Annotated in this window: 17 protein-coding genes and 1 other RNA gene; 10 read left to right on the top strand and 8 right to left on the bottom strand. The window is 67.3% G+C overall.

All coding sequences use genetic code 11. The annotated features are described in order from the left end of the window. Window positions 1–13: 13 nt before the first annotated feature. The 4 genes from ACAM55_RS20610 to ACAM55_RS20625 all read right to left on the bottom strand — a co-directional run bounded on the left by ACAM55_RS20610 (window position 14) and on the right by ACAM55_RS20625 (window position 4293). Window positions 14–1252: a CheR family methyltransferase gene (locus ACAM55_RS20610; RefSeq protein ID WP_369653312.1), complete on the bottom strand. Its 1239-nt coding sequence runs from the start codon at window positions 1250–1252 to the stop codon at window positions 14–16. Further along, window positions 1252–1716, bottom strand: coding sequence for a chemotaxis protein CheW (locus ACAM55_RS20615; RefSeq protein ID WP_369653313.1), 465 nt, complete (start codon window positions 1714–1716; stop codon window positions 1252–1254). The genes ACAM55_RS20610 and ACAM55_RS20615 overlap by 1 nt, the downstream gene beginning before the upstream one ends. Window positions 1717–1735: 19 nt before the next feature. Continuing rightward, window positions 1736–3364 (bottom strand): methyl-accepting chemotaxis protein, encoded by a 1629-nt coding sequence (locus ACAM55_RS20620; protein ID WP_369653314.1) that lies wholly within the window; start codon window positions 3362–3364, stop codon window positions 1736–1738. Between the two features lie 185 nt (window positions 3365–3549). Further along, on the bottom strand, window positions 3550–4293 hold the full coding sequence (locus ACAM55_RS20625) for a hypothetical protein (RefSeq protein WP_369653315.1): 744 nt from the start codon (window positions 4291–4293) through the stop codon (window positions 3550–3552). Between the two features lie 171 nt (window positions 4294–4464). Here ACAM55_RS20625 and ACAM55_RS20630 point away from each other — a divergent pair, with 171 nt between their 5' ends. After that, window positions 4465–4989, top strand: a complete 525-nt coding sequence (locus ACAM55_RS20630; RefSeq protein ID WP_369653316.1) for a glycine zipper domain-containing protein — start codon at window positions 4465–4467, stop codon at window positions 4987–4989. A gap of 71 nt (window positions 4990–5060) precedes the next feature. Here ACAM55_RS20630 and ACAM55_RS20635 read toward each other — a convergent pair whose 3' ends face one another. Both ACAM55_RS20635 and ACAM55_RS20640 read right to left on the bottom strand, forming a co-directional pair. After that, entirely contained in the window at window positions 5061–5294 is a 234-nt protein-coding gene (locus tag ACAM55_RS20635; RefSeq protein WP_369653317.1) for a hypothetical protein, read from the bottom strand. 139 nt (window positions 5295–5433) lie between these two features. Next, entirely contained in the window at window positions 5434–6444 is a 1011-nt protein-coding gene (locus tag ACAM55_RS20640; protein WP_369653318.1) for a Bug family tripartite tricarboxylate transporter substrate binding protein, read from the bottom strand. A 119-nt stretch (window positions 6445–6563) separates the two neighbouring features. Between ACAM55_RS20640 and ACAM55_RS20645 the strand changes: the two genes are divergently transcribed. Genes ACAM55_RS20645 through ACAM55_RS20655 form a run of 3 tightly spaced genes read left to right on the top strand, consistent with a single transcriptional unit; the run spans window position 6564 to window position 9541 of the window. Continuing rightward, complete coding sequence (locus ACAM55_RS20645) at window positions 6564–8240, top strand: MBL fold metallo-hydrolase (RefSeq protein WP_369653319.1); 1677 nt, start codon at window positions 6564–6566, stop codon at window positions 8238–8240. Then, complete coding sequence (locus ACAM55_RS20650) at window positions 8237–8947, top strand: RNA pseudouridine synthase (RefSeq protein WP_369653320.1); 711 nt, start codon at window positions 8237–8239, stop codon at window positions 8945–8947. Before ACAM55_RS20645 ends, ACAM55_RS20650 begins: the two co-directional genes overlap by 4 nt. Window positions 8948–8992: 45 nt before the next feature. Then, window positions 8993–9541 (top strand): hypothetical protein, encoded by a 549-nt coding sequence (locus ACAM55_RS20655; protein WP_369653321.1) that lies wholly within the window; start codon window positions 8993–8995, stop codon window positions 9539–9541. A 37-nt stretch (window positions 9542–9578) separates the two neighbouring features. On the opposite strand, the gene rnpB is transcribed toward ACAM55_RS20655, so the two are convergent. Continuing rightward, an RNA gene (gene rnpB, locus ACAM55_RS20660) (RNase P RNA component class A) lies at window positions 9579–9926 on the bottom strand. Between the two features lie 105 nt (window positions 9927–10031). Here rnpB and cysK point away from each other — a divergent pair. The 6 genes from cysK (at window position 10032) to ACAM55_RS20690 (ending at window position 15374) form a co-directional block, all read left to right on the top strand. Continuing rightward, window positions 10032–10952 (top strand): cysteine synthase A, encoded by a 921-nt coding sequence (gene cysK, locus ACAM55_RS20665; RefSeq protein WP_369653322.1) that lies wholly within the window; start codon window positions 10032–10034, stop codon window positions 10950–10952. Window positions 10953–11036: 84 nt separating this feature from the next. Continuing rightward, complete coding sequence (locus tag ACAM55_RS20670) at window positions 11037–12677, top strand: NAD(P)/FAD-dependent oxidoreductase (RefSeq protein WP_369653323.1); 1641 nt, start codon at window positions 11037–11039, stop codon at window positions 12675–12677. A gap of 12 nt (window positions 12678–12689) precedes the next feature. Continuing rightward, window positions 12690–13313: a flavin reductase family protein gene (locus tag ACAM55_RS20675; RefSeq protein WP_369653324.1), complete on the top strand. Its 624-nt coding sequence runs from the start codon at window positions 12690–12692 to the stop codon at window positions 13311–13313. Window positions 13314–13364: 51 nt separating this feature from the next. Further along, window positions 13365–14243 carry a ProQ/FINO family protein gene (locus ACAM55_RS20680; RefSeq protein WP_369653325.1) on the top strand — a complete coding sequence of 293 codons (879 nt, stop codon included), beginning with the start codon at window positions 13365–13367 and terminating at the stop codon, window positions 14241–14243. Window positions 14244–14388: 145 nt separating this feature from the next. Further along, window positions 14389–14832, top strand: coding sequence for a hypothetical protein (locus ACAM55_RS20685; RefSeq protein ID WP_369653326.1), 444 nt, complete (start codon window positions 14389–14391; stop codon window positions 14830–14832). Next, complete coding sequence (locus ACAM55_RS20690; RefSeq protein ID WP_369653327.1) at window positions 14829–15374, top strand: hypothetical protein; 546 nt, start codon at window positions 14829–14831, stop codon at window positions 15372–15374. The genes ACAM55_RS20685 and ACAM55_RS20690 overlap by 4 nt, the downstream gene beginning before the upstream one ends. A 79-nt stretch (window positions 15375–15453) precedes the next feature. Here the strand turns inward: ACAM55_RS20690 and htpX are convergent, their stop codons facing one another. Then, window positions 15454–16326: a protease HtpX gene (htpX, locus tag ACAM55_RS20695; RefSeq protein ID WP_369653328.1), complete on the bottom strand. Its 873-nt coding sequence runs from the start codon at window positions 16324–16326 to the stop codon at window positions 15454–15456. Between the last annotated feature and the right edge of the window lie 2 nt (window positions 16327–16328).

The following is a 16328-nucleotide window of genomic DNA, read 5'->3' on the forward strand; positions in this document are numbered from 1 at the left end:
CGGCGTCCATCGGTCAGGCCCCGCCGCCCTGGTACAGCCGGCTCGCGCGCCGCTGCAGGCGCTGCGCACCGGCCTCGTCACCGCGCTTGCGCAGCAAGAGCGCGAGGTGGATCAGCGCTTCGTGATGGTCAGGCTCCAGGTAGAGCGCCTTGCGGTATTGCTCGGCGGCATCTTCCGCGTTGCCGCTTGCGTCGCGCACCAGGCCGAGCAGGTGGAACACCTCGGCCGAAGGACCGTGCTGGCGCAGGTGCGCCTCGCAATGCGCCGCGGCGTCGGCCAGGTGCCCCTGGTCGGCAAGACGCCGCGCGCGGTCGATGCCGGTCGGTGCTTCGGCCGGCGCCGCAGGCGTGGGGACCAGCCGGGGCCGGGCGGGTGGGAGCGGCGCCGCGGCCACCGCGGGCGGCTTGCGCACGGGCACGAAAAGCGAAGGCGCCGCGCGGGGCTTCGTTTCGCTGCCGGCCGCCGGCCCCTTGCGGAAGGCGAACGCGAGCGGAAGCTTCGCGGAGATGAAGCCGTGGTCCGACAGCAAGGCCGTTTCCGAAGGGCCGACGAACAGCCAGCCGCGCGGCTTGAGCAGCCGCTTCAGCACCGCGATGGCGCGATCCTGCGTGGCGCGATCGAAGTAGATCAGCACGTTGCGGCAAAAGATGACGTCGTAGAGTTCCGCCTCGGCCATGAGGCCGTCCAGCAGGTTGCCGTGCCGGAATCGCACCGGCCGGCGCACCTCGTCCACCGGGCTGTGGCCACTTGCAGTTGCGACGAAGTAGCGATCGCGAAACGCCAGGTCGCTGCCGCGAAACGAGTTGCGGCCGTACACCGCACGCTGCGCCCGCGCCAGCGCGCGGTTGCTGATGTCCACGGCGTCGATGCGCAGCGCGCTTTGCGGAAAGCCCGCATCCAGCAGCGCCATGGCCAGCGAGTAAGGCTCCTCTCCCGTCGAGCACGGCACGCTCAGCAGGCGCAGATCCGTCTGCCCCTGCAGGAGCCGCCCGTCCTCGCCAACCAGGCGCGCCAGCGCCGCGAAGGACGCCGGATCGCGGAAGAACCAGGTCTCCGGTACCACCACGGCCTCGATGAGTTCCTGCAACTCCGGCGCTGAAGTGCCGAGCCGCTCCCAGTAGGCCTGTGCATCCGGCAGCTGGCAGGCGGCCAGCCGCTCCTGCACCGCGCGCTGGACGACGGCCGAGCCGATCGAGGCGGCGTCCAGGCCCATCGCCTGCTTCAGCAGCTGCTCGAACGGGGCGACGTCCATCACGCTGGCATCGCCTCTTTTTTGAACAACAGCGCCTGCAGCGGCGGCGGCAGCAGGCGTTGCACCTCGATGCGCTGGATCAACCCGCGCGCGTCGGCCGTGACCGGGCCCAGGTAGGACGCCGCATCGATGCTGACGCCGGCCGGAACGAAGTCGCCCTCGTCGCGCCGCAGCGTTTCGGTCACGCGTTCGGCCAGCAGGCCCAGCAGGTGGGGCCCGTCGGTCGGGTCGGGAAAATGCACGAGCACGATGCGCGTGCTCAGGCGGTCCGCACAGGGGCGGCCGAGCGCCAGTTGGCCGAGATCGATCACCGGCGCCGGGCTCCCGCGGTAGTGGCACAGGCCGGCCACTGCCGGGGGCGCGTGGGGGATCTCTTTCAAGCCGAGCCGCGGCAGCACGGCGACGACCTGGCCCGCGTCGAGCGCGTAGCGTTCAGTGCCGAGTTGAAAGAGGAGGAACAGCATCTGGCCGGCCCTCGCTGCCTCACGCCTCCGCCAGTTTGAAGCGCGAGACTCCGCTGCGCAGGCCGCCGGCGGCCAGGTGCAGGCCGTCGATCGCCTGGCCGGACTGGCGCAGCGAGTCGACGGTCTGCTGGGCGGCTTCGCTCAACTGCGTGAGTGCCTGGCTGATCTGCTCGGCGCCGGTGGCCTGCGCCTGCACGCCCTCGCTGACCGCCACGAAACGCGGCGCCAGCGCCTGCACCTGCGCGATGATCTGCGACAGCTGCGTGCCGACCTGCTGCACCTCCTGCATGCCGCGGCGCACCTCCTCCGAAAACTTGTCCATGCCCATGACGCCGGCCGACACCGCCGACTGGATCTCCTTGACCATCTGCTCGATGTCGTAGGTGGCCACGGCCGTCTGGTCGGCGAGCCGGCGGATCTCCGTGGCGACCACGCCAAAGCCGCGCCCGAATTCGCCGGCCTTCTCGGCCTCGATGGCCGCATTGAGCGACAGCAGGTTGGTCTGGTCCGCCACCTTGGTGATGGTGGTGACGACCTGGTTGATGTTGCCGGCCTTTTCGCTCAGCACGGCGAGCTTGGCGTTGATCGACCCGACGGCTTCCATCACCTTGTGCATGGTCTCTCCCATGCGCAGCAGGCCTTCCTGCCCGCCGCCCGCCAGCGTGGCCGTTTCCTCGGCCACCTCCGACACCTCGCTCATGGTCCTCACCAGCTCGCGCGAGGTGGCGGAAATCTCCCGCGACGTCGCGCCGATCTCGGTGGTGGTGGCGGCGATCTCGCTGGCGGTGGCTTGCTGTTCCTTGGACGTGGCGGCGATCTCGGTCGCCGAGGTGTTGACCTGGATGCCGGACTTCTGCACCTGGCCGAACAGCACCGTCAGCTGCTCCGTCATGCGATTGAAACCCTGCGCCAGGGTGCCGAACTCGTCGCGCCGCTCCAGGTCCAGGCGCTGGGTGAAGTCGCCGGTGCTGATCGCATCGGCGGCCGTGAGCAAGCGGCCCAGCGGCCGGGTGATCGACTGCAGCAGCGCGTAGCCGAGCGCCAGCGCCAGCAAGAGGGCTGCGGCAACACTGACCACGATGGCCACGTTGGCGGTCGTCACCGCCCCCATGATCTGCCGGGCCGCCTCCTCGCCATTCGACGCGTTGAAGTCGGCGACGACCTGGAGGGCGGTGCGGAGCTTCGCGAACTGCGGATCGAGTTGGTTGTGCAGCAGTGCCCGAGCCTCTTGGTTCTTGTTCTCCGTGCTCAACCGCAGGACATCCTCCTGCACACGCAAGTAGGGGGCGCGAAGATTCAGGAAGGCGTCGAAGTTCTCCCGGTCCTTGGCCGTGAAGATGGTGGTCTCATAGCTGCGGGACAGCTTCTCCAGACTGGCCCGGTTGACCTGCAACTGCGCGTCGACACTGCGCATCTCGGCATCTTCGGTTTCGAGAACGTGCTTCTGCGTGAGCGCGAAATTGTCGAGCCAGGCAGCCTTCAGCTGGCTGCTGGCCGCCATCCCCGGCACCGCATCCTTCTGGATGACGGTCGCGTCCCCGGCCACGCGCGCGAGGCAGCCGTAGGCGACCGCGCCCATGACGATCATCAGTGCCAGCACGGCGGCGAAGCTGGCGAGAATGCGCTGTCGTATGGTCCAGGTGTTCATCAGGTTCGTGGCATGGGGCCATCCATCGCGCTCGCCAAATCCGGTCGGTTGGCAAGAATGCGTCGCGACATTGGGCGCAGGCCAAGCCGTTGTCAAGCTGGGGTTTTAGGCAGCAGTCTTTATGCTTCGTGTTGCGGCCAACCGACCACCCTGGCAAGGCCGCACCGCAGTGTGGGGGCCGACGCTCAGCCGGCCCGGCACCACCAGCCGGACTCCGGGCATACGCTGGCACGTTCGCCGTTCACCCAGACCTGCTCTTCGTTCGACTGCGCCGACGTTGGCGCGCCGACTTCGAAGGCGACCTGAAGCGCGCGCGCCACGCGGGCGTCTTCGATGGAAAGCTCCCAGGTCAGGAACAGCTGGCTGCAGTCCTGCCCGGGCCCGAAGTCGTCCGCACGAAAACCACTGCCACTGCCACGCCGGACCACCGCATGAGGCTGGCACGTGTCAAAGACAAGAACCGTGCCCCGCACAAGAGGAATCCGATGGCCGGTACAGGGAAAGTGCACGTCCAGCCCCTTGTCTTCGCTCACGAAGAGATTGCAGAAGGCCGCGGCGCCATATTGCGCGCCGTCGTGGTGGTACCTTGCGCCGCGGCAGGCCATGAGGGCGACGTCGCTGGAGGCAAGCACCTCGCCGAGGCCGAGCGCGCGCGTCCAATCGGCCACCGCCTGCACGCAGGCCTTGTAGTCCGGCCAGCGCGCACGCGCCCGGGCCAGGGGCAATGCCTCGACGTCTCCGGGTTCCAGGCCCAGGTGCGACGAGATCTCGCGTTCCCAATCGGCCACCAGCCTCGCGGGGGGCACCGGCACGTCGACCGTGCCCGACAGCACCACGTCGCTCACGCTCCGGCTGCGTATGGCATCGCCGCTCCGGAAACAGGAGACGAGGCGATCCCGCACGCGCTGCGGTGGGGTGGAAGGGCTCATTCGGCGAGTGTAGTAAGCCAAGTCGGCGCGGCGCTGCTGCCCGCCGCTGTAGGTGCGCACTGTCACGCCGTACCGCCCGCCCCCTTCATGCCGACAAGCGCATTGGCGCTGTCGGCCAAAGGGCTGCGAGTACAACTTTGGTTTCCCTTCAACACGTTAAGGAGACATTCAATGGTTGATCTCAAAGACACCCGCAGGCCCGGCGACAAGGACGATTCGCATGCGGCCGCGACCGGCGCCGGGGCCGTGATCGGCGGCACTATCGGTGGTGTGGCGGGCGGCGCGGCCGCAGGCGCGGCGGTGGGCGGCATGACGGGCCCTGTAGGCGCTGCAGTAGGCGCTGCAGTAGGCGCGGCAGCCGGGGCCCTGGCCGGCCGGCGCATGGCGAAGATCGATCCCGACGTCGAGGATGCGTACTGGCGCGACAACTACGCCGGACGTTCTTACGTGACGGGCGGATCGAGCTACGACGACTATGCACCGGCGTACCGCTACGGTGTCGATGCCTATTCGCGCTACCCGAATCGCAGGTTCGAGGACGTCGAGCCCGAATTAAGCCGCGATTGGGGCACGGCCCGCGGCCGCTCTTCGCTGGAGTGGGAGCGCGCCAAGCACGCGACGCGCGACGCATGGCAGCGCGTGAGCGACAGCGTGGAACGCGCCGTACCTGGCGACTCGGACCGCGACGGACTCTGAGCCGCGAACGGTGCAGGAGAAAGAAGAACAAGACGGCCCGAAAGGGCCGTTTCTTCAGGGCCGGCGCCGGCTCACCGCGAATGCCATTCGGCCAGCCACGCTTCGACGCGGCTCTTGACGCGCCGCAAGGCCTCGGCGCGTTCGTTGTCCAGGCTCGCCAGCGTGAGATAGCACATGTCCACGCCACGCAACCGGAGCAGCCCGGTGCCGATGAAGTCGCCCGCCAGGTCGCGGTGCAGGCGAAGTTCGAACGCCCAGCCCGCCGGCAGCCTCGGGTTGCATTCCAGACCCAGGTCTGTGTCCAATTCGGGCCCTTTCGCCGTCCAGTGGGACGGCCACGCCAGCATACGGCCTGGCGGCCGGAATCCGCCCAAGACCTTTCTGCCAACGGCCCTGCTGCCTGCCGGAAGTTCTATCCGCGATCTGCTTGCTGTCTTCCGCCCCTCAGTCGATGCTGATGTTCGCGGCCTTCGCCACCTCGGCCCACTTCACGCGGTTGTCGTGCACGGTCTTCTTGAACTGCACGGGCGACTCGATGCGCACGGTGTTGCCCTGGCTTTCGAAGCGCTCGCGGATCTCGGGCTGCTCGAGCACCGTCTTCACGGCGGCGTTGAGCTTGTCGACGATGTGTGCATCGGTGCCCTTCGGCGCGAAGATGCCGAACCAGATCGAGCTGTCGAAGCCCTTGGTGCCCGCGAGGCCGCTCGAGGCAATGGTGGGCACCTCTTTCACGGCCGCCACCGGCGCGGCGGTGGTCACGCCCAGGAGGCGCACCTTGCCGGCCTTGTAGTGCGGCAGCACCGTCTGCACCTGGTTCATGATGCAGCAGGTCTCGCCGCGCACCACCGACGTGATGGCCTCTGGCCCGCCCTTGTAGGGCACGTGCACCATGCTTAAGCCGAGGCGCGAATTGAATTCGGCAAAGGCCATGTGCGTGCCCGCGCCGTTGCCTGTAGACGCATAGTTGTACTTGCCTGGGTTGGCCTTGACGAGATCGACGAACTCCTTCAATGTCCGCGCGTTGATCACGTCCGGGTTGATGGTGAGCACGTTCGAAACGTCGAGCACCGGGGCCACCGGCACGAAGTCGGCCTCCACGTCGAACGGCAGCTTCTTGTAGAGCGCGGCGTTGCTGCCGTGCGTGGCCGCGGTGCCAAACGAGAGCGTGTAGCCGTCGGGCCTGGCATGCGCCACGTACTCGCTGGCAATGTTGCCGGCGGCGCCCGACTTGTAGTCGATGATGACCGGCTTTCCGAGCTGCCTGGACAACGGCTCCTGGATGGCGCGGGCCACCACGTCCACGCCCGAGCCGGCCGGAAAACCCATGATCAGCGTGACCGGCTGCTGCGGCCAGTCGGCCTGCGCAAAGGCGCTGGACGACAAGGCTGCGCACAGGGCGGCGCCGGCCGCGAGCAGGTTGTGCTTGAAGGAATGCGAAAAGGGAGAATGGGTCATGACTGTCTTTCCTCGATGCGGGCGTTGCAGCCCGGGATTGTGGCGCGCGGTTCATGCCCGATCGGGAATGAGCTTATGCGCAACGCCGGCACACCGCATCACCTCTCCATAATCGCCGCATGGTCCGCCCCACCCAACAACTACACCCCGCACGCGAGCCCGTGCCCGTGCGCGCGGCAGCCACCGTGCTGCTGCTGCGCGATTCCGAAGCCGGCATCGAAGTGCTGATGACGCGCCGCTCCGACACTGCAAGCTTTGCGCCAGGCGCCTATGTATTTCCCGGCGGCCATATCGACGAAGCCGACGAGGCCGCCAAGCGCATCGCCGCCCACCGCCCCACCCAAAGCGGCATCCAGCTGACGCAGGCCATCACGGCCATCCGCGAAGGCTTCGAGGAGCTTGGCGTGCTGCTCGCGCGCCATGCCGATGGCAGCCCCGTGCGGATGGAAGACATCGCGACGATGGATCGCAGCACCACGTCGCCCATTTCGTTCGTCGCGCAATGCGAAGAGCGCCAGCTGGTGCTCGCGGCCGACCAGGTGTTCAGCCTGGCGCACTGGATCACCGACCGCGACCTGCCCAAGCGCTTCGACGTGCCTTTTCTGGTGGCGCGCATGCCCGAGGGCCAGGCGCCCGCGGCCGACGAGAGCGAGCAGTTCGAGCCCTGCTGGGTGCGGCCGGCCGATGCGTTGGCGCGCCACGCGGCGGGCAGCTTCTTCATGATCTTTCCGACCGTGCGCACGCTGCAGCGGCTGGCGGCCTACCCGAACGTCGATGCGGTGCTGCAAGCCTGCGCTCCGAGGGACGGCGCCGAGAAACCGCTGTGGACCAGCTGCCCGCGCGCAGGTTTGCTCCGCGGACAGGAAGCGCGCTACATGGAAAGCGATTCGCCCTTTGGCGAGCTCGCGCTGGTGTGCCCCGACGGACAGATGCTGCACGCGCTCGACTGGCAGAGCGAGCGCCCGGTGCCGCTGCTCAAGAACGTGCAGCGCCTCACGGCGCCCAACCCCGGCGCCATGACCGGACCGGGCACCAACAGCTACATCGTGGGCGACGCGGCCACGGGTTACCTAGTGATCGACCCGGGACCGAACGACGCCGAGCATATCGGCCGGCTCTGGCGTGCCACGCAAGGCGATATCCGCATGATCGTGTGCACCCATTCGCATGCCGACCATTCGCCCGGCGCGGCGCCGCTGCAGGCGCTGTGCAAGGAGACGAAGCCGCCGATCCTCGGGCTGTCTTCGGCGCCCACGGCGCGCTCGTCGGCACGCTTTACCGCCGAGCGCGAACTGCAGGGCGGCGAGCGCCTGGCGCTCTCGGGCACCACGGCCGAAGGCGCGGGCATCACCCATACGCTGCGCGCCATCCACACGCCGGGCCACGCCGCCAACCACCTGTGCCTGGTGCTGGAGGAAGACGGGCTGCTGTTCTCCGGCGACCACATCCTGAACGGCAGCACCACCGTGATCGATCCGCCGGACGGCGATATGAACGCCTATCTCGATTCGCTGGACAAGCTCGACGCGGCCTGCGAAGCGGGCGGCATCGAATTCATCCTACCCGCGCACGGCTACGTCATCAGCAGCGCACGCGCCGCCATTGCGCAGCTGAAAGCGCATCGCCTGAAGCGCGAAGCCAAGATTGCATCCGCCATGAAGAAACTCCCCCAAGGCACCCCGGAAGACTGGCTGCCCCTTGCCTACGACGACGTGCCCGAGCGCATGTGGCCGGTGGCGGCCCGCTCGCTGGCGGCGCACGTCGCGCGCATCCGGCAACTGGCTTGCGCCCCATGAACGGCCCCGGCGAAGAAGGCATTCGCCTTGCCAAGCGCGTGGCCGCGCTCGCAGGCTGCTCGCGCCGCGAGGCCGAACTGCTCATCGAGAACGGCGCGGTGCGCGTCGACGGCGTGCCGGCGCTGCTGCCGCAGTCGCGCGTGCAAGACCATCAGAAGGTCGAGATCGAGCCCGGCGCCAAGCCCGAGCCGGTGGTGCCCGTCACCCTGCTGCTGCACAAGCCCGCCGGCATGGCGACCGACACCGCCCACCGGCTGCTGGTGGCCGCCAACCACCACGAGCCCGAACGCGCGGGCATGCGCTTCCTGCCGGCGCATGCCAAGGCACAGCGCTGCATGACGCCGCTGGAAACCGGCGCCAGCGGGCTCGTCGTCTACACGCAGGAATGGCGCATCGAGCGCAAGTTGCAGGAAGACGCGGGCGTGCTCGAACATGAAGTGATGGTCGACGTGGCGGGCACGGTCAGCCCCGAGCAGCTGGTGCGCTTCGAACGCTCACCCGCGCGCGTGAGCATCGGCCGACAGGCCGACGACCAGACCGGCCTGCGCTTTGCGCTCAAGGGCGCGCGGCCCGGGCAGATCGCGCACCTGTGCGACGAAGCGGGCCTGCGCATTCTTGCGATGCGGCGCATCCGCATCGGCCGCGTGCCGCTGGCCGGGCTGGAGCCCGGGCAGTGGCGCTATCTTTCGCCGCACGAACGCTTCTGACGAGAGAACAACAAAAAGGCTATTGACGAAAAGGAGGCAAAAGCCATGAAGTTCCGACCCAGGACCGCCGCACTCGCGGGCACCGTTACCCTGGCGCTGGCGGGTTGCAGCTATCTGGCACCACTGCTGCCGGCATCCATGCAGCCACCGCCCGCGGTGCCGCCGCCGGTGGTGTCGCCGAGCGGGCTCGCACCGATCACGGAAGAGCAGGTGGAACGCATTCGCGAGGAGATCGCCACCAACCCGCCCACGCCGGCCGTGGCCAGGATCGTGCGCAGCGCGGCGCCCACGATCGAGTCATTCGTGCGGACCGAAGGCTGCATCACCGCGCGCAACGGCGCCGTGCTCAACCCCTTCGCGGCGCCGGGCCGGCTGTTCGACAGCGGCAGCTTCCCGGGCGGCCCCATGGCCGAAATGCAGTACCACGACAAGACGGCCTGCGTGACCGTCAAGCGCATCCAGAACTGGAAAATGGTATCGCCCAAGCTGCTGCGCTTCGACGTGGTCTACGTGGGCGACGACGGCGAAGAGCGCTCCGTGAGGCGCCATGAGCTGACGCGCCAACCCAAGGGCGGCTGGCTGTTCACGCGCTGAGCCCGCTGGCGGCGCGATGCCGCCAGGGAAAGAAAAAGTGTGAAGCCCGCCGATAAGCCGGATTCTGTGCGTTGGGGTTGCCCCCAACGTGACCGCCATTACTCTGGGCCGTTTGTCGCCAAACGGCTCGATGCCACCTACCCGCCAGCTCAGCGGAACCACCTCGATACTGGCCTACTTGGTGTTGCTGCGCGCAGAGATTGCCCGTTTCACCCGAACTGAATCGGCTCGTCTCTGTTGCTCTGATCCTCACCTCACGGTGGAGAGTCGTTAACTCCTGCGCTGTCCTGTGCAGTCCGGACGTTCCTCCAGTGCGGTCTTTCGACGCGGCGCCTTGCGGCGTCGCCCCTTTCGGGCTTGCACCAGCGGCGGTCTGGCGTGCTTCACGGAGGGAATTATCGCCTGATCCCCTCGCATCCGCGCAGCCCGTTCCACAATGGCGGCTCGACCGACCTGCCCTGCCCCAACAAAGCCCAAGGAGATCCAATCAATGAAAGCCCAGAACATCCTGCAGACCATCGGCAACACGCCGCACATCCGCATCAACCGCCTGTTCGGCAATGCGAAGCAGCAGGTGTGGATCAAGTCCGAGCGCGCCAATCCGGGTGGCTCCATCAAGGACCGCATCGCGCTGTCGATGGTCGAAGATGCCGAAAGATCGGGTGCGCTGAAGCCCGGCGGCACCATCGTCGAGCCCACCTCGGGCAACACGGGCATCGGCCTGGCGATGGTTGCGGCAGTCAAGGGCTACAAGCTGATCCTGGTGATGCCCGACAGCATGTCGATGGAGCGCCGCCGCCTCATGCTCGCGTATGGCGCAACGTTCGACCTGACGCCGCGCGCCGGCGGGATGAAGGCCTCCATTGCCCGCGCCGAAGAAATCGTGGCCGGCACGCCGGGCGCGTGGATGCCGCAGCAGTTCAACAACCCGGCCAACGTCGACGTGCACATGCGCACCACGGCCGAGGAAATCGCGGCCGATTTTCCTGACGGCATCGACGTGCTGATCACGGGTGTGGGCACCGGCGGCCACATCACCGGCGTGGCCAAGGTGCTCAAGAAGAAGTGGCCGAAGCTGCAGGTGTTTGCGGTGGAGCCGGTGGCCTCGCCGGTGATCTCGGGCGGCGCGCCCTCGCCGCACCCGATCCAGGGCATTGGCGCTGGCTTCATCCCGAAGAACCTCGACACCTCGCTGCTGGACGGCGTGCTGCAGGTGGACGCCGAGCCCGCGCGCGAAATGGCCCGCCGCTGCGCGGTCGAGGAAGGCATGCTGGTGGGCATCTCCTCCGGCGCCACGCTCACGGCCATTGCGCAGAAGCTGCCCACGCTGCCGCCCGACGCGGTGGTGCTGGGCTTCAACTACGACACCGGCGAGCGCTACCTCTCGGTCGACGGTTTCCTCCCAGCCTGAACCCGCCATCACCAGCTATCTCTTTCATAGCGCCTTGGGCGCGTAAAATCAGCGGCCTGCTTGATAACCACAAGCCCCACCGACATGCTGAGAATTTCCGAAATCAAACTGCCGCTCGACCACGACGACGCGGCCCTCCCCCACGCCATTGCCACCGCCCTCGACACGCCGGTTTCCAGCGTGCGCGAGTTCAAGGTGTTCAAGCGCAGCTTCGATGCGCGCAAGCCGCAGCTGCTGCAGGTCTACATCGTCGACGTGCAATTGAGCGATGCGAAGCTCGAAGCCGCGCTGCTCGCCAGGCATGCCGGCCACCCGCACATCCAGCCCGCGCCCGACATGCGCTACACGCCGCCGGCGCAGGCGCCCGAGGGCGCGCCCCGGCCCGTCGTGATCGGCTTTGGCCCCTGCGGCATCTTCGCGGCGCTGATGCTCGCGAAGATGGGCTTCAAGCCCATCGTGCTCGAGCGCGGCAAGACCGTGCGCCAGCGCACCCGCGACACCTGGGGCCTGTGGCGCAAGAGCGTGCTCAACCCCGAATCGAACGTGCAGTTCGGCGAGGGCGGTGCGGGCACTTTTTCCGACGGCAAGCTCTACAGCCAGATCAAGGACCCGCGCTTCCTCGGCCGCAAGGTGATGGAAGAGTTCGTGAAGGCCGGCGCGCCGCCCGAGATTCTTTACGTCGCGCATCCGCACATCGGCACCTTCAAGCTGGTGAAGGTGGTGGAGAACATCCGCGAGCAGATCGTGTCGCTGGGCGGCGAGATCCGCTTCGAACAGCGCGTGACCGACGTGCAGATCGAAAACGGCCAGCTTCGCGGCCTCACCGTGCTCGACCAGGCCACCGGCCAGAGCAGCGAGCTGCGGGCCGACCACGTGGTGATGGCGCTCGGCCACAGCTCGCGCGACACCTTCGCCATGCTGCACGAGCGCGGCGTTCACATCGAGGCCAAGCCCTTCTCCATCGGCTTTCGCGTCGAGCATCCGCAGGGCCTGATCGACCGTGCACGCTGGGGCCGCCATGCGGGCCATCCGCTGCTCGGCGCGGCCGACTACAAGCTGGTACACCACGCGAGCAACGGCCGCTCGGTCTACAGCTTCTGCATGTGCCCGGGCGGCACCGTGGTGGCGGCCACCAGCGAGCCGGGCCGCGTGGTCACCAACGGCATGAGCCAGTATTCGCGCAACGAGCGCAACGCCAACGCAGGCATCGTGGTGGGCATCGATCCGCGCGACTTTCCCGGCTGGTCGGCCGAGACCGCGGGCGACGCGCTCGCCGGCATCGCACTGCAGCGCGAGCTCGAGTCGAACGCATTCGTGCTAGGCGGTGGCGACTACCGCGCGCCGGGCCAGCTGGTGGGCGACTTCATCGCCGGCAAGCCCTCGACTGCGCTCGGCAGCGTGATGCCGTCGTACAAGCCCGGCGTCACGCCCACCGACCTGCACCAGGCGCTGCCCGCCTACGCCATCGAGGCGATGCGCGAAGCCTTTCCCGCCTTCGGCCGCAAGATCAAGGGCTTCGACCTGCACGACGCAGTGCTGACGGGCGTGGAAACGCGCACCTCGTCGCCGATCCGCATCACGCGCGGCGACGATTTCCAGAGCCTCAACGTGCGCGGGCTGTACCCGGCCGGCGAAGGTGCGAGCTACGCGGGCGGCATCCTGTCGGCCGGCGTGGACGGCATCAAGGTGGCCGAAGCCGTGGCGCGCAGCGTCGCGGGGGCCTGAGGAGCCACTGCCATGCCGAACGACGATTTCCACTTCTACGAGCCCGCCAAGGGCCACGGCCTGCCGCACGATCCATTCAACGCGATGGTGGGGCCGCGGCCGATCGGATGGATCTCGTCGCAGGACGAGAACGGCGTGCTCAACCTCGCGCCCTACAGCTTTTTCAACGCCTTCAACTACACGCCGCCCATCGTCGGCTTTGCGAGCATCGGCGCCAAGGACAGCCTGCACAACATCCGCCAGACGGGCGAGTTTGGCTGGAACCTGGCCACCCGGCCGCTGGCCGAGCAGATGAACCAGTCGTGCGCGGCCGTGCCGCCCGAGGTGAACGAGTTCGAACTCGCGGGCCTCACGCCCGCGGCTTCGCGCCACATCGCGGTGCCGCGCGTGGCCGAGAGCCCGGTGTCCTTCGAATGCCGGCTCACGCAGCTGCTGCAGCTCGAAGGTGTCGATGGCGTGCCGGTGCCCACCTGGCTGATTCTTGGCGAAGTGGTGGGCGTGCACATTGCCCGGCACCTGCTGAAGAACGGCATCTACGACACCGCCGCGGCGCAGCCCATCCTGCGCGGAGGCGGTCCCGCCGATTATTTCGAGATCAGCCCCGACAATCTCTTCAAGATGTTCCGCCCGCGCTGAGCGCGTGGAATCCAATTTTTCCGCCGCTGCCAACCTGACAAGAACCGACCGATGACCGACACCGCCACGCCCCAAGAAGAAATCCAGGAAGTCCAGCCGGCGGAAGCCGAGGGCGCCGCCCCGCAGCAGCCACCGAGCGCCGATGGGCGCCCGCCCCGGTCGCCTCGCCCGCCGCGGCAGCCACGCCAGCAGCAGCAAAAACAGAAGCCCAGGCAGGCGGCGCAGCAGCAGCAACAGCCGGCGCGCTCGCGCAAGGTGCATCCCGCGCTGGAGAAACTGTTCGAGCTCTATCCGAACATGTTCGGCGCACGCTTCCTGCCGCTCAAGCTCGGCGTGTTCCAGGACCTGCTCGAAAAGCACCCGGACGACTTCAAGAAGGACGACCTGAAGGTGGCGCTGGGCCTGCACGCGCGCTCCACGCGCTACCTCGAAGCGGTGGCCGCAGGCCTTGCGCGCCACGATCTCGATGGCAACGTGGTGGAACCCGTTGCGCCGGAGCATGTGCACCACGCCATCCTCGAACTCCACCGCCGCCGCGCGCAGCGTTCCGGCGAAGACCTGCGCCCGCAACTGGTGGCGCGCATCGCCCGGGCCGTGGAAGCCTCGGGCCTCGACCGCGAAGCCTACGCCGTGCTGGTGCGCTCGCGCGACGAAGAAACCAATGCCGTGCTCGACGAAGCCCTGGCCGAACTGGCCCGCCAGGCCGCCAAGCGCGAGGCGCTGTTGCGCGCCTTCGAGGCCAGCGGCCGCAGCAGCGAGCATGAATTTGCCGAGATGTACGGCATGGATGCCGACGAGGTGGCGCGCACGCTGCAGCGGGCGCGTGACGACAACAAGCGGGCACTGGCTGCGGCCGAGACCGCCGCGCCTGCCGCCGAAGCGGCACCGGACGCTACCGGGTCCGACCAGCCCGCCGCCACCAGCAATTGAACGCCCCGAAGCGCCTGGTACGCCGCAACTGTGCAGTTTGACCGGGGCGCAGCGAAATTTTTCGCTGCAATCGGCGCTCGGAATACGTTTTCATACATTTACAGTTACATTTCTCCGGCCCATTTCGGGCGGAGGAGAAGTTAATTTGAAAAGAGTCATCCGGCTGCTTCTCGCAGCCGTGGCTGTTTCCGTGTTCGCGAGCGGCTGCGCCGTCAACCGCGCAACAGCCACCGTCGACCCCTCGGCGAATCTCGACAAGCTGCGCGTGGTGCAGGTCAGGAAGCTTGAGGGTGAAGACGGCACGATCCAGAAACTGATCGCGAGCAATCTGCGAAAACGCGGGTACGAGGTGTCGGAGGATGCCAAGTCGCCCGAGAAGGTCGATGCAGTCGTGACGTACGTCGACAAGTGGATGTGGGACATCACGATGTACCTGATCGAGCTCACCGTCACGGTCCGCGAGCCGAAGTCCGACTTTCCGTTGGCCACCGGCAATTCGCTCCACTCCTCCCTCACACGCCTCTCGCCGCCGGAAATGGTCGACGAGGTGGTCGGCAACATCTTCAAAGAATCGGAAAAATCCAAATGATCAGCACCACCACCCTTCGCCGCGCAGGCGCCCTGGCCGTTCTTTCCATCGTCGTCGTGCTCGCGGGCTGCGCTTCATCGGCCAACCGCGAGGCCATGACGCCCACCAGCATCGCCTCGAGCAAGAAGCTGCCCTACTCGCTGTCGGTGAAAACCGGTGGCGGCAATGAAACGAACCCGCTGTGGAGCTCGGATATCTCCAACGAGGACCTGGCTGCAGCCATCGAGAAGGCGGTGACGCAATCGACCCTGTTCAAGGAAGTCGTTAAGGGCAAGAACGGCGACTACGAGCTCTCGGTCTCGATCGTCAAGCTGACCAAGCCCACATTCGGCGCCGCGTTCACGGTCGACATGGAGGCGGGCTGGTCGCTCATCAAAGCCTCAGACAAGTCGGTGGCGATGCGCCAGGTCATCAAGTCGACCTACACGGGTGGCGCGTTCGATTCGCTCGTCGGCACGACCCGCCTGCGCATGTCGGTGGAAGGCGCCGCACGCAACAACATCAAGCAGGGCCTGGAAGCCGTCGCGGCGCTCAATCTCTGATCGAACGACAGACCGTTCGGTGAAAGAAAAAGGGGCTGGTGAATCACCAGCCCCTTTTTCTTGTGCCTCTGCGCAGTGCTCAGCGCGCGTTCTGCAGCGCCGCAATGCGCTCTTCGATCGGCGGGTGCGTGGCAAAGAGCTTGCCGATGCTGCCCGTGATGCCCATGGCTTCCACCGCCTTGGGCAGCTCGCCGGCAGGCAGGCCGCCAAGGCGGGCGAGCGCGTTCATCATCGGCTGCTTCTGGCCCATGAGCGCGGCCGAGCCGGCGTCGGCGCGGAATTCGCGCTGGCGCGAGAACCACGCCACCACGATGGCGGCGGCAAAACCCAGCACGATGTCGAGCACGATGGTGCTCACGTAGTAGCCGATGCCGGGGCCCGACGAGCGGTCGTCGCCGCGGCGCAGGAAGCTGTCGACCGCATAGCCGATCACGCGCGACAGGAAGACGACGAAGGTGTTCATCACGCCCTGGATCAGCGTCATGGTGACCATGTCGCCGTTGGCGATGTGCGCCACCTCGTGGCCGATGACGGCTTCGACTTCTTCGCGCGTCATGCCCTGCAGCAGGCCGGTGGACACCGCCACCAGCGACGAGTTCTTGAACGCGCCGGTGGCGAAGGCATTGGGCTCGCCCTCGAAGATGCCGACCTCGGGCATGCCGATGCCGGCCTTGTCGGCGAACTTGCGCACCGTGCCGACGATCCAGGCCTCGTCGGGCGACTGGGGGTTGTCGATCATGTGCAGCTTGGTCGTCCATTTGGCCATGGGCTTGCTGATCAGCAGCGAAATGATCGCGCCGCCAAAGCCCATGATCAGCGCAAAGCCGAGCAGCGCCGTGAGGTTCAGCCCGTTGGCCGTCAGAAAGCGGTTGACGCCGAGCAGGCTGGCGACGATGCCGAGCACTGCAACGACCATGACATTGGTCAAAACGAACAGAAGGATACGTTTCAAGT

Origin of the sequence: Variovorax sp. V213 (assembly GCF_041154455.1) — a bacterium.
Classification (GTDB): Bacteria; Pseudomonadota; Gammaproteobacteria; order Burkholderiales; family Burkholderiaceae_C; genus Variovorax.

Coding starts and splice junctions, on each gene's coding strand:
- ACAM55_RS20680 (WP_369653325.1), top strand. CDS start 13,365: ATGACCGACACCGCCACGCCCCAAGAAGAAATCCAGGAAGTCCAGCCG.
- ACAM55_RS20655 (WP_369653321.1), top strand. CDS start 8,993: ATGAAGTTCCGACCCAGGACCGCCGCACTCGCGGGCACCGTTACCCTG.
- ACAM55_RS20625 (WP_369653315.1), bottom strand. CDS start 4,293: ATGAGCCCTTCCACCCCACCGCAGCGCGTGCGGGATCGCCTCGTCTCC.
- ACAM55_RS20645 (WP_369653319.1), top strand. CDS start 6,564: ATGGTCCGCCCCACCCAACAACTACACCCCGCACGCGAGCCCGTGCCC.
- ACAM55_RS20675 (WP_369653324.1), top strand. CDS start 12,690: ATGCCGAACGACGATTTCCACTTCTACGAGCCCGCCAAGGGCCACGGC.
- ACAM55_RS20615 (WP_369653313.1), bottom strand. CDS start 1,716: ATGCTGTTCCTCCTCTTTCAACTCGGCACTGAACGCTACGCGCTCGAC.
- ACAM55_RS20640 (WP_369653318.1), bottom strand. CDS start 6,444: ATGACCCATTCTCCCTTTTCGCATTCCTTCAAGCACAACCTGCTCGCG.
- ACAM55_RS20650 (WP_369653320.1), top strand. CDS start 8,237: ATGAACGGCCCCGGCGAAGAAGGCATTCGCCTTGCCAAGCGCGTGGCC.
- ACAM55_RS20690 (WP_369653327.1), top strand. CDS start 14,829: ATGATCAGCACCACCACCCTTCGCCGCGCAGGCGCCCTGGCCGTTCTT.
- ACAM55_RS20670 (WP_369653323.1), top strand. CDS start 11,037: ATGCTGAGAATTTCCGAAATCAAACTGCCGCTCGACCACGACGACGCG.
- cysK (WP_369653322.1), top strand. CDS start 10,032: ATGAAAGCCCAGAACATCCTGCAGACCATCGGCAACACGCCGCACATC.
- ACAM55_RS20630 (WP_369653316.1), top strand. CDS start 4,465: ATGGTTGATCTCAAAGACACCCGCAGGCCCGGCGACAAGGACGATTCG.
- ACAM55_RS20620 (WP_369653314.1), bottom strand. CDS start 3,364: ATGAACACCTGGACCATACGACAGCGCATTCTCGCCAGCTTCGCCGCC.
- ACAM55_RS20610 (WP_369653312.1), bottom strand. CDS start 1,252: ATGGACGTCGCCCCGTTCGAGCAGCTGCTGAAGCAGGCGATGGGCCTG.